Source organism: Pseudomonas sp. 9.2(2024), from assembly GCF_039695385.1.
Taxonomy (GTDB): Bacteria; Pseudomonadota; Gammaproteobacteria; order Pseudomonadales; family Pseudomonadaceae; genus Aquipseudomonas; species Aquipseudomonas paraglycinae.
The window spans coordinates 2,448,211-2,464,438 of sequence record NZ_CP155585.1 but is presented as its reverse complement, the minus strand read 5'-3'; the positions used below and the strand labels follow the sequence as shown (position 1 = coordinate 2,464,438).

General features: G+C 58.5%; 18 protein-coding genes. 3 read left to right on the top strand and 15 right to left on the bottom strand.

From position 1 onward, the window contains the following. Nucleotides 1-3 precede the first annotated feature (3 nt). From pheT to thrS, 6 genes are all read right to left on the bottom strand, one after another. Nucleotides 4-2,382, bottom strand: coding sequence for a phenylalanine--tRNA ligase subunit beta (pheT, locus tag ABFB52_RS11070; protein ID WP_129973551.1), 2,379 nt, complete (start codon nucleotides 2,380-2,382; stop codon nucleotides 4-6). A 26-nt stretch (nucleotides 2,383-2,408) separates the two neighbouring features. Further along, complete coding sequence (pheS, locus tag ABFB52_RS11065; RefSeq protein WP_011333387.1) at nucleotides 2,409-3,425, bottom strand: phenylalanine--tRNA ligase subunit alpha; 1,017 nt, start codon at nucleotides 3,423-3,425, stop codon at nucleotides 2,409-2,411. Nucleotides 3,426-3,534: 109 nt separating this feature from the next. Further along, on the bottom strand, nucleotides 3,535-3,891 hold the full coding sequence (gene rplT / locus ABFB52_RS11060) for a 50S ribosomal protein L20 (RefSeq protein ID WP_002553161.1): 357 nt from the start codon (nucleotides 3,889-3,891) through the stop codon (nucleotides 3,535-3,537). Nucleotides 3,892-3,921: 30 nt separating this feature from the next. Then, nucleotides 3,922-4,116 (bottom strand): 50S ribosomal protein L35, encoded by a 195-nt coding sequence (gene rpmI / locus ABFB52_RS11055; protein WP_002553160.1) that lies wholly within the window; start codon nucleotides 4,114-4,116, stop codon nucleotides 3,922-3,924. Between the two features lie 60 nt (nucleotides 4,117-4,176). Next, nucleotides 4,177-4,728, bottom strand: coding sequence for a translation initiation factor IF-3 (gene infC, locus ABFB52_RS11050; RefSeq protein ID WP_169432615.1), 552 nt, complete (start codon nucleotides 4,726-4,728; stop codon nucleotides 4,177-4,179). Beyond that, nucleotides 4,728-6,650 (bottom strand): threonine--tRNA ligase, encoded by a 1,923-nt coding sequence (gene thrS, locus ABFB52_RS11045; RefSeq protein WP_129973552.1) that lies wholly within the window; start codon nucleotides 6,648-6,650, stop codon nucleotides 4,728-4,730. Before thrS ends, infC begins: the two co-directional genes overlap by 1 nt. A gap of 371 nt (nucleotides 6,651-7,021) precedes the next feature. On the opposite strand from thrS, the gene ABFB52_RS11040 reads away from it, so the two are divergent. Next, on the top strand, nucleotides 7,022-7,324 hold the full coding sequence (locus ABFB52_RS11040) for a hypothetical protein (protein ID WP_085747799.1): 303 nt from the start codon (nucleotides 7,022-7,024) through the stop codon (nucleotides 7,322-7,324). A gap of 290 nt (nucleotides 7,325-7,614) precedes the next feature. Beyond that, entirely contained in the window at nucleotides 7,615-7,827 is a 213-nt protein-coding gene (locus ABFB52_RS11035; RefSeq protein WP_003179963.1) for a cold-shock protein, read from the top strand. Nucleotides 7,828-7,899: 72 nt separating this feature from the next. Here ABFB52_RS11035 and ABFB52_RS11030 read toward each other — a convergent pair whose 3' ends face one another. Together ABFB52_RS11030 and ABFB52_RS11025 are read right to left on the bottom strand one after the other, a co-directional pair. Further along, a complete protein-coding gene (locus tag ABFB52_RS11030; protein ID WP_129973553.1) occupies nucleotides 7,900-8,217 on the bottom strand; it encodes an I78 family peptidase inhibitor in 318 nt (105 codons plus the stop codon). A 167-nt stretch (nucleotides 8,218-8,384) separates the two neighbouring features. Continuing rightward, nucleotides 8,385-8,690 carry a hypothetical protein gene (locus ABFB52_RS11025; protein WP_102688394.1) on the bottom strand — a complete coding sequence of 102 codons (306 nt, stop codon included), beginning with the start codon at nucleotides 8,688-8,690 and terminating at the stop codon, nucleotides 8,385-8,387. A 129-nt stretch (nucleotides 8,691-8,819) separates the two neighbouring features. On the opposite strand from ABFB52_RS11025, the gene ABFB52_RS11020 reads away from it, so the two are divergent. After that, the gene (locus tag ABFB52_RS11020; RefSeq protein ID WP_085747802.1) at nucleotides 8,820-9,032 is read left to right on the top strand and encodes a hypothetical protein; all 213 of its coding nucleotides are present in this window, start codon (nucleotides 8,820-8,822) and stop codon (nucleotides 9,030-9,032) included. 33 nt (nucleotides 9,033-9,065) lie between these two features. Here the strand turns inward: ABFB52_RS11020 and ABFB52_RS11015 are convergent, their stop codons facing one another. Genes ABFB52_RS11015 through ABFB52_RS10985 form a run of 7 tightly spaced genes read right to left on the bottom strand, consistent with a single transcriptional unit; the run spans nucleotide 9,066 to nucleotide 16,044 of the window. Then, a complete protein-coding gene (locus ABFB52_RS11015; RefSeq protein WP_085747803.1) occupies nucleotides 9,066-10,094 on the bottom strand; it encodes a nucleoside hydrolase in 1,029 nt (342 codons plus the stop codon). 44 nt (nucleotides 10,095-10,138) lie between these two features. Continuing rightward, nucleotides 10,139-10,543, bottom strand: a complete 405-nt coding sequence (rbsD, locus tag ABFB52_RS11010; protein WP_007956017.1) for a D-ribose pyranase — start codon at nucleotides 10,541-10,543, stop codon at nucleotides 10,139-10,141. After that, the gene (gene rbsK / locus ABFB52_RS11005) at nucleotides 10,540-11,457 is read right to left on the bottom strand and encodes a ribokinase (protein WP_129973554.1); all 918 of its coding nucleotides are present in this window, start codon (nucleotides 11,455-11,457) and stop codon (nucleotides 10,540-10,542) included. Before rbsK ends, rbsD begins: the two co-directional genes overlap by 4 nt. Before the next feature lie 24 nt (nucleotides 11,458-11,481). Next, complete coding sequence (locus ABFB52_RS11000; protein WP_102688390.1) at nucleotides 11,482-12,501, bottom strand: LacI family DNA-binding transcriptional regulator; 1,020 nt, start codon at nucleotides 12,499-12,501, stop codon at nucleotides 11,482-11,484. A gap of 3 nt (nucleotides 12,502-12,504) precedes the next feature. Beyond that, complete coding sequence (locus ABFB52_RS10995) at nucleotides 12,505-13,482, bottom strand: ABC transporter permease (RefSeq protein ID WP_064594871.1); 978 nt, start codon at nucleotides 13,480-13,482, stop codon at nucleotides 12,505-12,507. Then, nucleotides 13,479-15,032: a sugar ABC transporter ATP-binding protein gene (locus ABFB52_RS10990; protein ID WP_102688389.1), complete on the bottom strand. Its 1,554-nt coding sequence runs from the start codon at nucleotides 15,030-15,032 to the stop codon at nucleotides 13,479-13,481. The genes ABFB52_RS10995 and ABFB52_RS10990 overlap by 4 nt, the downstream gene beginning before the upstream one ends. A 55-nt stretch (nucleotides 15,033-15,087) precedes the next feature. Then, the gene (locus ABFB52_RS10985; protein ID WP_007956008.1) at nucleotides 15,088-16,044 is read right to left on the bottom strand and encodes a sugar ABC transporter substrate-binding protein; all 957 of its coding nucleotides are present in this window, start codon (nucleotides 16,042-16,044) and stop codon (nucleotides 15,088-15,090) included. Nucleotides 16,045-16,228 lie beyond the last annotated feature (184 nt).

Below are 16,228 nucleotides of genomic sequence, written 5' to 3'. Positions count from 1 at the left end.
ACGTCACTTCCTTAACGTGGCGTTCAACCTTTGTTCGAGCGAGGTGAGGATATTTTGCGTCGTCGAATTCACCTCATCGTCATTAAGAGTGCGCGATGGATGCTGCCAGGTCAAGCCGACTGCGAGGCTTTTTCTATCAGGATCAATGCCTTTACCCTGATATACGTCAAATAGCCTGAGGTCTGTCAGCCATTCGCCTGCATTTTCACGGATTACGTCCAGTACAGCCGAGGCTGCAACGTCTTTGTGCGCAATCAGTGCCAGGTCACGACGCACTTCAGGAAAGCGCGACAACTCGTGGAATTTCGGCATTTTACCCAGAGCGACTTCAGGCAGAACCAGCTCGAAGACGAAGACCGGACGGTCGAGACCCAGGGACTTCGACAGTTCAGGGTGAATCGCGCCGATAAAGCCGACTTCACGCCCTTCCCGCTCGATGCGTGCGGTCTGGCCCGGATGCAGCGCAGGGTGTTTGCCCGGTGCAAAAGTGAACTGATCCAGCGCACCGGCAAAGCCCAGCACTGCTTCTACGTCAGCCTTGACGTCGAAGAAGTCCACGGTATCGCGACCTTGCGCCCAGCCTTCCGGCAGACGGCTGCCGCATACCACACCGGCGATCATCGGCTCTTGCTTCAGACCTTCCAGCTGACCGACAAAGCGCAGACCGCTCTCGAACAGACGAACACGATCCTGCTGACGGTTGAGGTTGTGCTGCAACGCCTTGACCAGACCCGGCCACAGCGACGAACGCATGGCGGCCATGTCATTGGAGATCGGGTTCGCCAACAGCAGCGGCTCCACGCCCGGGTTGAACAGCTCGAACTGCTTCGGATCGATGAAGCTGTAGGTGATCGCTTCCTGGTAGCCACGGGCAACCAGCAGACGACGCAGCTCCGGCAGATCGCTGCGCGCTTCGGCCTTGGCCTGTGGCGCCAGACGAGCTTGCGGGTAACGAACCGGCAGGCGGTTGTAACCGTACAGACGAGCCAGCTCTTCGATCAGATCGACTTCCAGGCTGATGTCGAAGCGATGGCTTGGCACTTCTACGCGCCACTGCCCTGCTCCGTCGGCGGAAACCTTCAGACCCAAAGCATTGAGCAGACGCTCGACTTCGGCCGAATCCATTTCCATGCCCAGCATCTGGGTGATGCGCTGAGCGCGCAGGGTGATCGGCGCGATCGACGGCAAGTGCTGCTCGCTGACGGTCTCGATGATCGGGCCGGCTTCACCACCGGTGATTTCCAGCAGCAGGCCGGTGGCGCGCTCCATGGCTTCACGGGCCAGTTGCCAGTCCACACCGCGCTCATAGCGGTGCGAAGCGTCAGTGTGCAGACCATACGAACGAGCCTTGCCCGCGACAGCGATCTGGTCGAAGAACGCACTTTCAAGGAACACGTCGCGAGTGGTCGCGGAAACGCCACTGTGCTCGCCACCCATCACGCCGGCAATCGCCAGAGCGCGAGTGTGGTCGGCGATCACCAGCGTATCGCTGCGCAGGCTGACTTCCTGACCGTCGAGCAGAACGAGCTTCTCGCCCTCTTCCGCCATGCGCACACGGATGCCGCCATTGATTTCGGCGAGATCGAAGGCGTGCAGAGGCTGGCCCAGCTCGAGCATCACGTAGTTAGTGATGTCGACGGCGGCGTCGATGCTGCGGACTTCGGCGCGACGCAGACGCTCAACCATCCACAGCGGCGTCGGCCTGGACAGGTCAACGTTACGGATGACACGGCCCAGGTAACGCGGGCAGGCAGCAGGTGCCAGGACTTCTACCGAGCGCACTTCATCGTGCACAGCCGGAACGGTCATCACCACCGGGCGAGTGACCGGAGCGTCGTACAGCGCGCCGACTTCACGGGCCAGACCGGCCAGGGACAGGCAGTCGCCACGGTTCGGAGTCAGATCGACTTCGATGCTGGCGTCTTCCAGGTCCAGATAAACACGGAAATCTTCGCCCACCGGCGCATCGGCCGGCAGCTCCATCAGACCGTCATTGCCTTCACCGACCTGCAGCTCGGATTGCGAGCACAGCATGCCGTTGGACTCGACACCGCGCAGCTTGGCCTTCTTGATCTTGAAGTCGCCCGGCAGCTCGGCACCGATCATCGCGAACGGAATCTTCAGGCCTGGACGCACGTTTGGCGCACCGCACACGACCTGGAAAGTTTCCGCGCCATTGCTGACCTGGCACACGCGCAATTTGTCGGCATCGGGGTGCTGCTCGGTGCTCAGCACCTCACCCACCACCACGCCACTGAAAACACCGGCGGCCGGCGTAACGCTATCGACCTCAAGACCGGCCATCGACAGACGGGCAACCAGCGCGTCGCGATCTACCTGCGGGCTGACCCAGCCACGCAGCCATTGTTCACTGAATTTCATCCTGCTCTCCTAAGAATTCGTTACGACTAGCGAAATTGCGCGAGGAACCGCAAGTCGTTGTCGAAGAACAGACGCAAGTCGTTCACGCCGTAACGCAGCATGGCCAGACGCTCAACGCCCATGCCGAAGGCGAAGCCCGAGAACTCTTCCGGATCGATCCCGGACATGCGCAACACGTTCGGGTGAACCATGCCGCAGCCCATCACTTCCAGCCAGCCGGTCTGTTTGCAGACGCGGCAGCCTTTACCACTGCACATCACGCATTCCATGTCGACTTCGGCGGAAGGCTCGGTGAACGGGAAGTACGAAGGACGGAAACGCACCGCCAGCTCTTTCTCGAAGAACACCCGCAAGAACTCTTCGATCGTGCCTTTGAGGTCGGCGAAGTTGATATCGCGATCGACCAGCAGGCCTTCGACCTGGTGGAACATCGGCGAATGGGTGATATCGGAGTCGCTGCGGTACACACGGCCTGGGCAGACAATGCGGATCGGCGGCTTTTTCGATTCCATGGTGCGGACCTGTACCGGCGAGGTATGGGTGCGCAGCAACATGTTGGCGTTGAAATAGAAGGTGTCATGCATCGACCGGGCCGGGTGGTGGCCTGGGATGTTGAGCGCCTCGAAGTTGTGATAGTCGTCTTCAACCTCAGGGCCTTCGGCAATGCCGTAGCCGATATGGGTGAAGAACTGTTCGATACGTTCCAGAGTCCGGGTTACCGGATGCAGACCACCGGAAGTCTGACCGCGGCCCGGCAGGGTCACGTCAATCGATTCGGCAGACAGTTTGGCAGCCAGTTCGGCTTCTTCAAACAGAGCCATGCGCGCATTGAGAACGCCTGTAACACGTTCCTTGGCAACGTTGATCAGGGCGCCGACCTGCGGACGCTCTTCTGCCGGCAAATTCCCCAGGGTCTTCATCACCTGAGTCAATTCACCCTTTTTGCCAAGGTATTGAACCCGGATTTGCTCCAGGGCATTGATATCTTCAGCGCTTTGCACAGCCTCTAGTGCTTGAGAGACCAGCGCATCCAGGTTTTCCATGTACAGACTCCAGATACAAAATAGGGGAAGAGCTTGAAGGCTCTTCCCCTATTTATGACGTTTAACACCTGGCCCCACAGAGGTGTGGCCAGGTGACTGTCGGGGGTACTTAAGCCAAGGTGGCTTTAGCTTTCTCGACAATCGCAGCAAACGCCGCTTTTTCGTTCACTGCCAGATCAGCCAGAACCTTACGGTCGATCTCGATGGACGCTTTTTTCAGGCCAGCGATGAAACGGCTGTAGGACAGACCGTTAACACGAGCACCAGCGTTGATACGAGCGATCCACAGAGCGCGGAACTGACGTTTTTTCTGACGACGGTCACGGTAGGCGTATTGGCCTGCCTTGATTACCGCTTGCTTGGCAACACGGAATACGCGGGAGCGTGCGCCGTAGTAGCCTTTAGCAAGTTTCAGAATTTTTTTGTGACGTTTACGGGCAATGACGCCACGCTTTACACGAGCCATGAGTTACTTCCTCTATTCTTGATCCAAAAATTAACGAAGGCGCAGCATGCGCTCGACTTTTGCCACGTCAGACGGATGCAGCAAGCTGCTACCGCGCAGTTGACGCTTACGCTTGGTCGACATTTTGGTCAGGATGTGGCTCTTGAAAGCGTGCTTGTGCTTGATACCGTTAGCAGTTTTCAGAAACCGCTTAGCAGCACCACTTTTGGTTTTCATCTTTGGCATGTTCGGATACTCCGCATTCAGTTGATAAACATAATCAGAAGGCCTGCCGTGCCCTGTTGATTACTTCTTCTTTTTCGGGGCGATGACCATGATCAGCTGGCGTCCTTCCATCTTAGGATGCTGTTCGACCGAACCGTACTCGAGCAGGTCTTGTTCAACCCGCTTGAGGAGTTCCATCCCCAGCTCCTGGTGGGCCATCTCACGGCCGCGGAATCGCAAGGATACCTTGGCCCTGTCCCCGTCACTCAGGAAACGTACCAGGTTGCGCAGTTTTACCTGGTAATCCCCTTCCTCCGTCCCTGGACGAAACTTGATTTCTTTTACCTGAATCTGCTTCTGGTTCTTCTTCGCCGCAGCAATCTGCTTCTTCTTTTCGAAGATCGATTTGCCGTAGTCCATCACCCGGCAAACCGGCGGGACTGCGTCGGCAGAGATTTCTACCAGATCAAGCTTTGCTTCTTCAGCAATACGAAGCGCTTCATCAATCGAGACGATGCCAATCTGCTCGCCATCAGCGCCAATTAACCGAACCTCGCGTGCCGAGATATTCTCGTTGATCGGGGCTTTCGGTGCAGCTCGTTTATCTTGTCTCATTTCACGCTTAATAATAATTACTCCGAATCTGGGCGACCACGCCGGGAAACCGCTTGCGCGAGAAACTCAGCGAACTGGGCGACGGGCATCGAGCCCAGGTCAGCACCTTCACGAGTACGCACAGCGACAGTCTGCATCTCGACTTCCTTATCCCCAATAACCAAGAGATATGGAACCTTGAGCAAAGTATGCTCGCGGATTTTAAAGCCGATCTTTTCATTTCTCAAGTCGGACTTGGCACGAAACCCGCTTTCGTTGAGAGTTTTTTCGACCTGAGCGACGAAATCTGCCTGTTTATCAGTGATATTCATGATCACTGCCTGGGTTGGCGCCAGCCACGCGGGGAATGCACCTTCGTAGTGCTCGATCAGAATCCCGACGAAACGCTCGAACGAACCGAGGATCGCACGGTGCAACATCACCGGATGCTTGCGGCTGTTGTCTTCGGAGACGTATTCGGCTCCCAGACGCACCGGCAGGTTGAAATCGAGCTGCAAGGTACCACACTGCCACACGCGACCGAGGCAATCTTTCAGCGAGAATTCAATCTTCGGACCGTAGAAAGCGCCCTCACCCGGCTGCAGATCGTACGGCAGACCAGCGCTATCAAGCGCTGCAGCCAGGGCCGCTTCGGCGCGATCCCACAGCTCGTCGGAACCGACGCGTTTTTCCGGACGAGTGGACAGCTTCATCTCGATGTCTTTAAAGCCGAAGTCGGCATAAACATCCATGGTCAGCTTGATGAACGCTGCCGATTCAGCCTGCATCTGTTCTTCGGTGCAGAAGATGTGGGCGTCGTCCTGAGTGAACGCACGCACACGCATGATGCCGTGCAGCGCACCCGACGGCTCGTTGCGATGGCAGGCACCGAACTCGGCCAAGCGCATCGGCAGCTCGCGGTAGCTCTTCAGACCCTGGTTGAACACCTGCACGTGGCAAGGGCAGTTCATCGGCTTGATGGCGTAGTCGCGGCTTTCCGACTCGGTGGTGAACATGTTGTCGGCGTAGTTGGCCCAGTGCCCGGATTTCTCCCACAGGCTGCGGTCAACGACTTGCGGCGTCTTGATCTCGAGATAGCCGTTGTCGCGCTGCACTTTGCGCATGCACTGCTCGAGAACCTGGTAAAGCGTCCAGCCATTCGGGTGCCAGAACACCATGCCCGGCGCTTCTTCCTGGGTGTGGAACAGGCCCAGGCGCTTGCCGATCTTGCGGTGATCGCGCTTTTCAGCTTCTTCGATACGCTGGATGTAAGCAGCCAGTTGCTTCTTGTCAGCCCACGCGGTGCCGTAAACGCGCTGCAATTGCTCGTTCTTGGCATCACCGCGCCAGTAGGCGCCGGACAGCTTGGTCAGCTTGAAGGATTTCAGGAAGCGAGTGTTCGGCACGTGCGGACCGCGGCACATGTCGACGTATTCTTCGTGATAGTACAGGCCCATGGCCTGCTCGTTCGGCATGTCCTCGACCAGACGCAGCTTGTAATCTTCGCCACGAGCCTTGAACACTTCGATCACTTCGGCACGCGGAGTGACTTTCTTGATGACGTCGTATTCAGTGTCGATCAGCTGTTGCATGCGCTGTTCGATGGCCGCCATGTCGTCCGGCGTAAAAGGACGCTCGAAGGCGATGTCGTAATAGAAGCCTTCATCAATGACCGGACCGATGACCATTTTGGCCGTCGGGTACAACTGCTTGACCGCGTGGCCAACCAGGTGGGCGCAAGAGTGGCGAATGATCTCCAGCCCCTCTTCATCCTTTGGCGTGATGATTTGCAGCGTTGCGTCGCTGTCGATGATGTCGCTGGCGTCAACCAGCTTGCCGTTCACCTTGCCGGCCAGGGTGGCCTTGGCCAGGCCTGCACCGATGGATGCGGCGACCTCGGCTACGGAAACCGGGTGATCGAATGAACGTTGACTGCCGTCGGGAAGAGTAATAGTTGGCATGGCGCCTCCTCTCCTAGTGGTGACCCCTACCAAAGGTCACGTGGGTTGGGATGAGCCAGTACAAGATCCGATCCAGGCCATTCAATGACGAACGCCTGCCTTACAGCGGCAGGAGCCTTGCGGCCAACCGGAAAACCGAACCAGAGTGACTGGGATTCAAATCAGAAAATTCGTACGCTGCCGCTGCCAGGACTGAAGGTCATCCGGAGCTTGCGAACGCCCGAGCCAGGCATGCTAGCACAGATGAACGGTCACCGATGCACTCTGGTTTTACCGGGAGGCAAATCGTCCGTTTTATGCCAGAGTGCTGAACTTGATCGGCCTTAGGCCCCTCAGATAACAAGACATTGACCCACAAGGAGCATCCTCGCATGCGTCTTAACACCCTGCTTGCTGCAGTCGCCCCCCTCGTTTTGCTGCTGCCGTTGAGCGCCCACGCCGACTGGCCGAAGGGCGAGCGTGAGAAATACATGGCTCAGTGCACCCAGGCGGCCACTCCGCAAATCGGTGCCGCTGCCGCAAAGTCCCACTGCGCGTGCGGTGCCGATGCGATCAAGTCCTACCCGGCCAGCGACATTCAGGCACTGATGGACAACAAGGCCAGCCAGGAACTGCAGCAGAAAGCCCTGGGGCAAATTGCCAAATGCAAGGCCAATACCCCGGCGAAAAAATGATGAAACAGGCCTTTTCACTGCCCCCAGCACCGCTGAAAAGCATCTGATTCAGGCCTTTTCGTACGATTTATGCAGGTTTTACAGGTTTTTTTATTGTCTTTATTTTTCGCCAGAAGCCTTTTAAACCGGGGCCTCCAGCCGAAACAGGCAGTAAAGAAAACACGACTGATTGGCAAACAGCACGTCCGGGGGGCTACCAAAGCGAACATTTCGACTATGATACCCCAGTGTGCCCAGTTGGCCTGAGCAGCACAGTACTACTGAAAATATATGTTTCTTGGAGATACACCATGTCTAATCGCCAAACCGGCACCGTTAAATGGTTCAACGATGAAAAAGGCTTCGGCTTCATCACTCCTCAAGGTGGCGGTGACGACCTGTTCGTACACTTCAAAGCTATCGAATCCGACGGTTTCAAAAGCCTGAAAGAAGGCCAGACCGTTTCCTTCGTGGCTGAGAAAGGCCAAAAGGGTATGCAAGCTGCACAAGTTCGCCCAGAGTAATTTCCCGGCGCACTAAAAAAACCCCGTCCATGTGACGGGGTTTTTTATGGGTGAAACAAACGCCCGAAAGGCTCAGCCGCAGTTGACGCGGGTGACTACCAGGTTCTGATCGGTATTCAGGTTGAGGCGATCGGAGCGGTACTCCAAAGTAATCATGTCATTCGGCTTGAGGAATCGGGCGTTCTGCGCACCGGCTTTCTTGCGCGCTTGCTCCAATAGTTCCGGCGAAGCTTTCTTGCCGAGAGCGAACTCCGCAGCCGATGCTTCACAACGACCATGTCCGGCCTCAGTCGCCACGGGATCCTTCTGCGACTCGCTGGAGGTCGTAGAGCAACCAGTCAACAGAGCAACGGCCATCAGTGCACCCAGTGACGCGAACTTCCAAGGCATTGAAGCCTCCTTATTTCAATTTTGAGCAGAGATCGTGCGACCGCCAATACGGCGTTTGGTTTCACGGTGAGTGCTATCACCCCGCCCCACAATCGGAAAAACACTGAGTGTGCCTGAGCAACGTCTGAAGCTTCACCCCGTAAAACGTCACTGAATATTAATGACGCTCAGTAGACATCTATGTAATCGAAGGGAGGATTTGGCCAGTTGTCCTTGAGCGCGTTGAAGATCTGCATGACCCAGACTTCGTCGTTGGCCGCGACATTTCCCACGTATCCCGAGCCTTTTGCCCAAGTCTCCAGACGAAATAGCAGGCCATCTATGTCTTGACCACCAGTGACACCCGAAGAGATATACGCAATCCCGCCCTTGGTCACGCGCAGTTGAGTGTGTTCGTCATCACTGGCTGACGCCAGCATCCGGCGGACAGCATCAAGGGTCAGGCCGTCGGGGCTATTCAAATCGATCTGCACAGCGCAATCCTTGTTTTTTTGCGGAAACGACCAAGTGTCGCATAGCCCTGCGCTCATGCCTAAGTCGCAGTGCCAAACGCTCGGCAAAGTGGTTAACTCAAAACTCCGATCCCGCGACCGAGCCTTGCCATGACCACCGTAAGCATTACCGCCGACATCAAGGCCGCCTGGCCGCAAGGGCACAGTTCTTACAGCCCGGGCAGTCCGGAGGAATTGGCATTGATCAGCATTGACTTGCTGGTGAAGACGCTGGGAACGCAAGGCGCGCAGTCGTTCATCGCCCAGTTGTTCGAAAAGTATCCCGATGACTTCAAAGGCACATCGGACACCGAGAGGGAGTAAAAGCCCGCAAGTTGGCACCTGCGGGCGTATCGCTTACTTCAGACGTTTCAGACGCTCGGTCAGCAGATCGAAAAAGCCTTGGGCGTCGCCGTTCTCCACCCAGAAGGCGTTCTTCGGCGCCTTGAGGCCGTCATACCAGTCGACAATAGTCTGGCCGAAGGTCGGGCCTTCACGGCTGTCGACCACCACATTCACCGACCGGCCAGTGAACAGCTCAGGCTTGAGCAGATAAGCCACGACGGTGGCGTCATGCACAGGACCACCCGGAATACCATAGTGCTCCATATCCCCTTTGATGTACTCATTGAGGATGTCGCCGACAATCTTGCTCGCATTGTTGTTCAGCGCCGCGATCTGCTTCAGGCGCGCATCGCTGGTCAGGATCTTGTGGGTCACATCCAGTGGCAGGTAAGTCAGTTTCACCCCGCTTTTAAGCACCACTTCCGCTGCTTGCGGGTCGGCGTACAGGTTGAACTCGGCCACCGGCGTGATGTTGCCGCCATTGAAGTGGGCGCCACCCATGATCACCACTTCCTTGATCCCCTGAACAATCTCCGGCTCCTGGATCAGCGCCAGGGCCAGGTTGGTCTGCGGGCCGAGCATCGCGATGGTGATGCTGTGCGGCTTGGCTTTTTTCAGGGTGTCGATCAGGTAGTTGACCGCATTGCCTTCGGCCAGGCCTTTTTTCGGTTCGTGCACGGTGACACCCGACAGGCCTTCCTTGCCATGGATGTTTTCGGCGTAGATCGGCGTGCGCATCAACGGTTTTGGCGCGCCGGCGTACACCGGAATCTCTTCCCGCCCTGCCCACTCACGGGCCAACCGCGCATTGCGCGAAGTCTTGTCCAGACGCACGTTGCCGGCCACGGTGGTGAACGCGCGAATGTTCAGCTCCTCCGGTGAGGCCATGGCTAACAACAGGGCGACCACGTCGTCGGCGCCCGGATCGGTGTCGATGATCAGGTCGATCTTTTCCGCCGCTTGGGCGCCGGTCGCGGTTATCACGGACAAAAGCAGCAGACTCCGAATCAATTGATGCATTTTTTGAGCATAGCGGTGCATGGCGCATTCCTTGTGCAGATGAAATCAAAAGGGGCGAACCCTGTTTAGAACGTAACTCCAGACACCAGCACGATGTTGCAGTACGGCTGGCATTCGCCCGTACGAACGATCGCTCGTGCCTGTCGGCTGAGTACTTTGAATTGCTCGTGACTGAGCAGGTCACGCCGCCCCAGCGAGCCTTCGTCATTCAGCTCGTCCAGCGTGGACAGCGCAGTCGGTTGCTTGTCGAAAATCTCCTTGGCCAGCGCGTGGCTTTCCACCTGCATTTCGCTGAGCACGACTTTCAGGGTGCTGACGAAATCCGGAACGCCGTGCGTCAACGCCAAGTCGATCAACTCGACACCCGGCGGCACCGGCAGGCCGGCATCGCCGATCACGACCATGTCGCCATGCCCAAGGGAAGCAATCAGCCGCGACAGGGCGACATTGAGCAAAGGAGTCTTTTTCATGCGGGTTTGAATGCCTGTACGTCGGAGGTGGTGGGAATGGACGGCTGGGCACCTGCCCGGGTAACCGACAGGGCCGCAGCGACCTGCCCGAAACGAATGGCCTCGTCCTCGGTTCTGCCGGCCGCCAGTGCCGCCGAAAATCCGCCGACAAACGTATCCCCGGCGGCGGTGGTATCGACCGCCTTCACTTTGGGTGCAGGAAAATGCTGGTAACCCGTGCCGTTGGCGAACAACGAGCCTTGAGCCCCCAGCGTGATGATGACCTTGCCGGCGCCCAGTGACATCAGGTGCGCAGCGGCTTTTTCAGCGGTCGCCAGCGAGTCCACCGGCAAACCGCTGAGGGCGGCGGCCTCGCTCTCGTTGGGAATCAGGTAATCGATGGCGGCAAACCAGTCTGCCGGCAGCGGGCGACTGGCCGGCGCAGGGTTGAGGATGACCGTCTTGCCCAGTTCACGTCCACGTTTCAGCGCATGGCCTACCGTGGCGTCGGGGATTTCCAATTGGCAGATGATCACGTCGGCCGCTTGCAGCACGGCGTCGAACCGGTCGATGACCGCCGGGGTCATCGAACCATTGGCGCCGGCCACGATGACAATCGCGTTCTGACTGTTGTCATCGACCACGATCAGCGCCACGCCACTGGAATCCTCCACCACGCTGACCGCCTGACAATCGATCTGCTCGGCCAGCAACGCGTCGCGCAATTGCACGCCATAGTCATCGTTGCCGACACAGCCGACCATCGACACCTGCGCACCCAGCCGTGCAGCGGCTACCGCCTGATTGGCGCCCTTGCCGCCGGACACAGTCGCGAAAGAATGGCCGATCAGCGTCTCACCGCCCCGGGGCAAGCGCGGCGCCCGAGTGACCAGGTCCATGTTCAGGCTGCCTATTACCACTACATTTGCGGACATACATCATTACTCATCAATTCGGTTTCAGCGGTATTCGGTGAACACCCCGGACAGCGGTGCAGTCGATTCGCGCAGGACAATACTCGGGGTCACGATCCGCTGATCCGTCGCCAGATCCGGGGTGGCAATTCTTCGCAACAACACTTCCGCGGCCATCTCGCCCAGTTGCAGGATCGACTGGCCCACGGTCGTCAACGCTGGATACACATAGCGACTCATCTGGATATCGTCGAAGCCGATCACCGACAGCTCGGCGGGCACGCGCACGTTACGTTCCGCCGCCGCTCGCAACACGCCAATGCCGATCATGTCGTTACCGGCAAAAATCGCGCTCGGCGGGTTGTGCTCAAGCAGAACCGAAGCCGCGTTGTAACCGCCGGTGCTGGTGAAGTCGCTTTCCAGCATGCGCGACGGGGCCACTTCAACACCCGCCTCTTTCAGCGCTCGAGCAAAACCGGCCTGACGCATTTGCGCGACGCTGGTACTCGTCGGACCACCGATCGTGGCGATATCGCGATGACCGAGCTCAAGCAAATGCCGCGTCGCGAGGTACGCGCCATATTCGTGATCGATGCGTACCAGGTCGGCGTCCACGCCTTCGAGTCCACGGTCGACGATCACCATCGGCGTCTTTACGCCCGCCAGTCCTTGCGCCAGACCACTGTCGCCACCCGCAGAGGCGACGATCAAGCCGTCGATGCGCTTTTCCAACAGGACCCGCAGGTAGCTGCGCTGCTTGTCCGGGTTGTCGTCGGAGTTGCAGAGAATCACGCAGTAGCCGTTACGCTCGCAATAATCCTCGATCCCGCGCGCCAGTTCGGCGAAGTACGGGTTGAGGCTGTTGGGCACCAGCAAACCAATGGTGGCGGTGGTTTTCGCTTTCAGCGAACGGGCCACCGCGCTCGGCACATAGTCGAGACTCTTGATGGCCGCCTCGACCTTGAGCCGCACTTCTTCGCTCACCGGTCGGGTCTTGTTTACTACGTGGGACACGGTCGTGTAGGAAATTCCTGCAAGTGCCGCCACATCCTTGATCGTTGCCATTTATCAGCCCCGTCGGCTTGCGCGTTGACTGCGATAGGTGTCGAGCACCACGGCGATCACGATCACCGCACCGGTGATGATGCGCTTGGTCGGCTCGGTCGCGCCAATCTGCGCCAGACCGGCCGCCAGGACGGAGATGATCAACACACCGAAAAAGGTGCTGATCACCGAACCACGTCCGCCCATCAGGCTGGTGCCGCCGATCACCACGGCAGCGATGACTTGCAGCTCAAGGCCGGAACCAGCGTTCGGGTCGGCCGCTTCCAGCCGGGAAATCTGGAACAGCGCCGCAATGCCGGCGAGCAGCCCCATCAGGCTGAACACCAGAATTTTGTAGGGCTTGGGATTGATCCCCGCCAGACGCACCGCTTCTTCGTTGGTGCCAATGCCGATCAGATAGCGGCCGAACACGGTACGGGTCAGAACGGCCTGGGCAACGAAAATGACCAGCAAGGCGATGATGAACGACGGCGAAATGCCGAAGGCGATCGGGTTCGACAGCCAGGCGAAGGAATCACCGATATAGGCCGTGCGCGAACCGGTCATCTGATAGGCCAGGCCACGGGCCATTTCCAGAACACCGAGCGACACAATGAATGACGGAATTCGCCACGCCACGGTAATCGAGCCGGTCACCGTGCCGGCCAACGCCGCGACGGCCATCCCCAACAAGGCAGCCGGCAATACGCTCCAGCCCCAGCCAAGAATCGCCACGCTGACGGTAGATGCCGCGAGCGCCAGTACCGAGCCTACCGACAGGTCGATCCCGCCGATGATCAGGACGAACGTCATGCCCACCGCCAGAACCATCAGGTCGGGAATCTGGTTGGCCAGGGTGCTGAAGGTGTTGTACGACAGGAAATGGCTGCTCATGACCGAGAACAGCGCAATCATTGCCAGCAACGCGCCGGCCAGGCCCAGGTAAGTGCCGAGGCCGTAGAAGTTGCCACTGGATTTGCCGGCGGAAGATGCAGTTTTCATGGGAGATCCCTAGGCGCTGCTTCGTTGAGCAACGCATCACGTTTCTGGTAGCCGGCGAACGCGGCGGCAAGCAAGTCATCCTGGGTCCAGCTGTCGCGCTCGAACGTGTCGATCAGGCGCCCCGCCGACAGCACTCCGATGCGGTCGCAGATCAGCATCAGCTCGCGCAAATCGCTGGACACCACGACCAGCGCCTTGCCCTGCCGAGTCAGTTCGCCGAGCAGGGCATAAATATCGAACTTGGCGCCGACATCGATACCGCGAGTCGGCTCGTCGAACAGCAGCACCGAACAGTCGCGCTCGAGCCAGCGACCGATCACCACCTTTTGCTGATTACCGCCGGACAGCTCGGACACCAGTTGCGTCGGGCTGGAACTGCGGATGCGCATGGCGTCGATCTGCCGCTGCGCGAGCTTCGTTTCATCGCCGTTGTTGACGAACCCGCCGCTGGAAATCTCCGGCATGTTGCCCAAAGCGATGTTGGCGCTGATCGACTGGCTCAGCAGCAGGCCTTCGCCCTTGCGATCCTCGGTGATCAAGGCGATGCCGTTGCGCACTGCATCGACTGGCGAGCGAATGCTCACCACCTGGGCCGGAGATCCGAGCGCCACCGTGCCGCTGTCCGCGACATCGGCGCCGAAGATCAGCCGCAAAAGCTCGGTGCGCCCTGCTCCGATCAGCCCCGAAATGCCGAAAATCTCACCGGCGCGAACCTCAAAGGACACGTCACGCACCTTGTCGGAGCGGGTCAGACCTTTAACAGTCAGGGCCGGCGCGCCGATGTTGCGAGCCCCCAGATCGATATGCTCGCCCAGCTCCCGACCAACCATCAGGGTGACCAGTTGCTCGCTGTTGTAATTGGCCATTGGCTCGACACAGACCAGGTTGCCGTCGCGCAACACGGCAATGCGCTGTGCTACCCGGGCCAGCTCTTCGAGGCGATGGGAGATGTAAATGATCGAGACGCCGCGCGCCTGCAACCGGGTGATCTGCTCGAAAAGCATTTCAACTTCGCGAGCGGTGAGCATTGCGGTCGGTTCGTCGAGGATCAGCACATGGCAATCGCCGATCAGGTTGCGAGCGATCTCGACCATTTGCTGGTGACCGATGCCCAATTCGCCGACCAGTGTGTCCGGGTCGATGGCATCGAGGCCGACTTGAGCCATGGCTTCGATGGCGGCCTTGCGCAGCTGCTTGCGACTGATCCAGCCACCGTTACTTGGCAGGTTGTCGAGGAACAGGTTCTCCGCCACCGAAAGCGTCGGCAGCAGATTGAGCTCTTGCATGACCATGCGCACACCCAGCTCTTCAGCCTGCGTGCGACTGCCGGGGCGATAGTCCTTGCCCTGGAACTGCATCTGGCCGGTGGTAGGTGTGACCAGCCCGCCGATGATCTTCGACAGGGTGCTTTTGCCGGCACCGTTCTCACCGGTCAGTGCCAGCACTTCACCGCGCATCAACGTCAGGTCGATGCCGGTCAGAACCGGTTGCGCATAGGTCTTGCCGATACCGCTGACCGAGAGGACAGCGTTCGGAGCGGAAACTGACATAAAAATCTCCATGCGCTCGCCCGGACGGACGAGCGCCGTTGTGTCGCCAGAGGACTTATTTGGTGACCAGCTCGACTGGTGTCTCAATCACACCATTCGCACCACTGTCGACTTTCTCGCCCTTGATGATTTTCAGCGCAGTCTCGATGCCAAATACCGCTTGCTTCGCGGCGTACTGGTCGGCAGTCGCCAGAACGCGGCCGTCCTTCAGCATGGGCTTGATGGCATTGATGTTGTCGTAACCGACAACCTGCACCTGACCGGCCTTGCCGGCAGCGCGCACGGCGGAAACGGCACCCACGGCCATGCTGTCGTTACCGGCCAGCAGCGCCTTGACGTCCGGGTACTCGCTGAGAATCGAAGCGGCCACCTTGTTGCCCTTGTCGATTTCCCAATCGCCGGACTGCAGGGAAACAACCTTGATCTGCGCAGCCTCCATCGCATCCTTGAAGCCAGCGGTACGCTGCTGGGCGTTGGTCGTCGTGGAGACGCCTTCAATGATGCCGACTTCGTCACCGGCCTTCAGTTGCTTGGCCAGGTACTCGCCCACCAGACGCGCGCCTTTGCGGTTGTCCGGGCCTACGAACGGAACGCTGATGTTCTTGCTTTTGATCACAGCCGGATCGAGCTGGTTGTCGATGTTGATCACAGTGATACCGGCATCGACGGCTTTCTTGATCACCGGCACCATCGCCTTGGAATCAGACGGTGCGATGACCAGCGCGTTGACCTTTGCCAGAATCATCTGCTCGACGATGCGCGTCTGCCCCGCCGTGTCGGTTTCGTCCTTGATGCCGTTGGAGATCAGGTCGAAATCGGCGGAGTGTTCCTTCTGGTAGGCCTTGGCGCCGTCTTCCATGGTCAGGAAGAATTCGTTGGCCAGGGATTTCATGACCAGGGCGACTTTGGGTTTTTCAGGGGATTCGGCGAAAGCCGAAGAGACAGGCAGTGCGGCGGATGCGGCAGCCAGCATGGCGACAGCAAGAAGACGTCCAGCGAATGGCAGCTTCATGGGTTCACTCCGATCTTATGATTATTGTGAGCAACGCTTGCGCTGGCGTAAGCTCGCTGCACCCCACGACAATTCAATCCATCGCGAAGGCCGCGCAAACGTTTGCGTAGACCGAACTATGCGAATCACGCCGACATTTGTCAACAATCAGAAATCGGTATTGCGTTGCAGGGCGAATCCATCG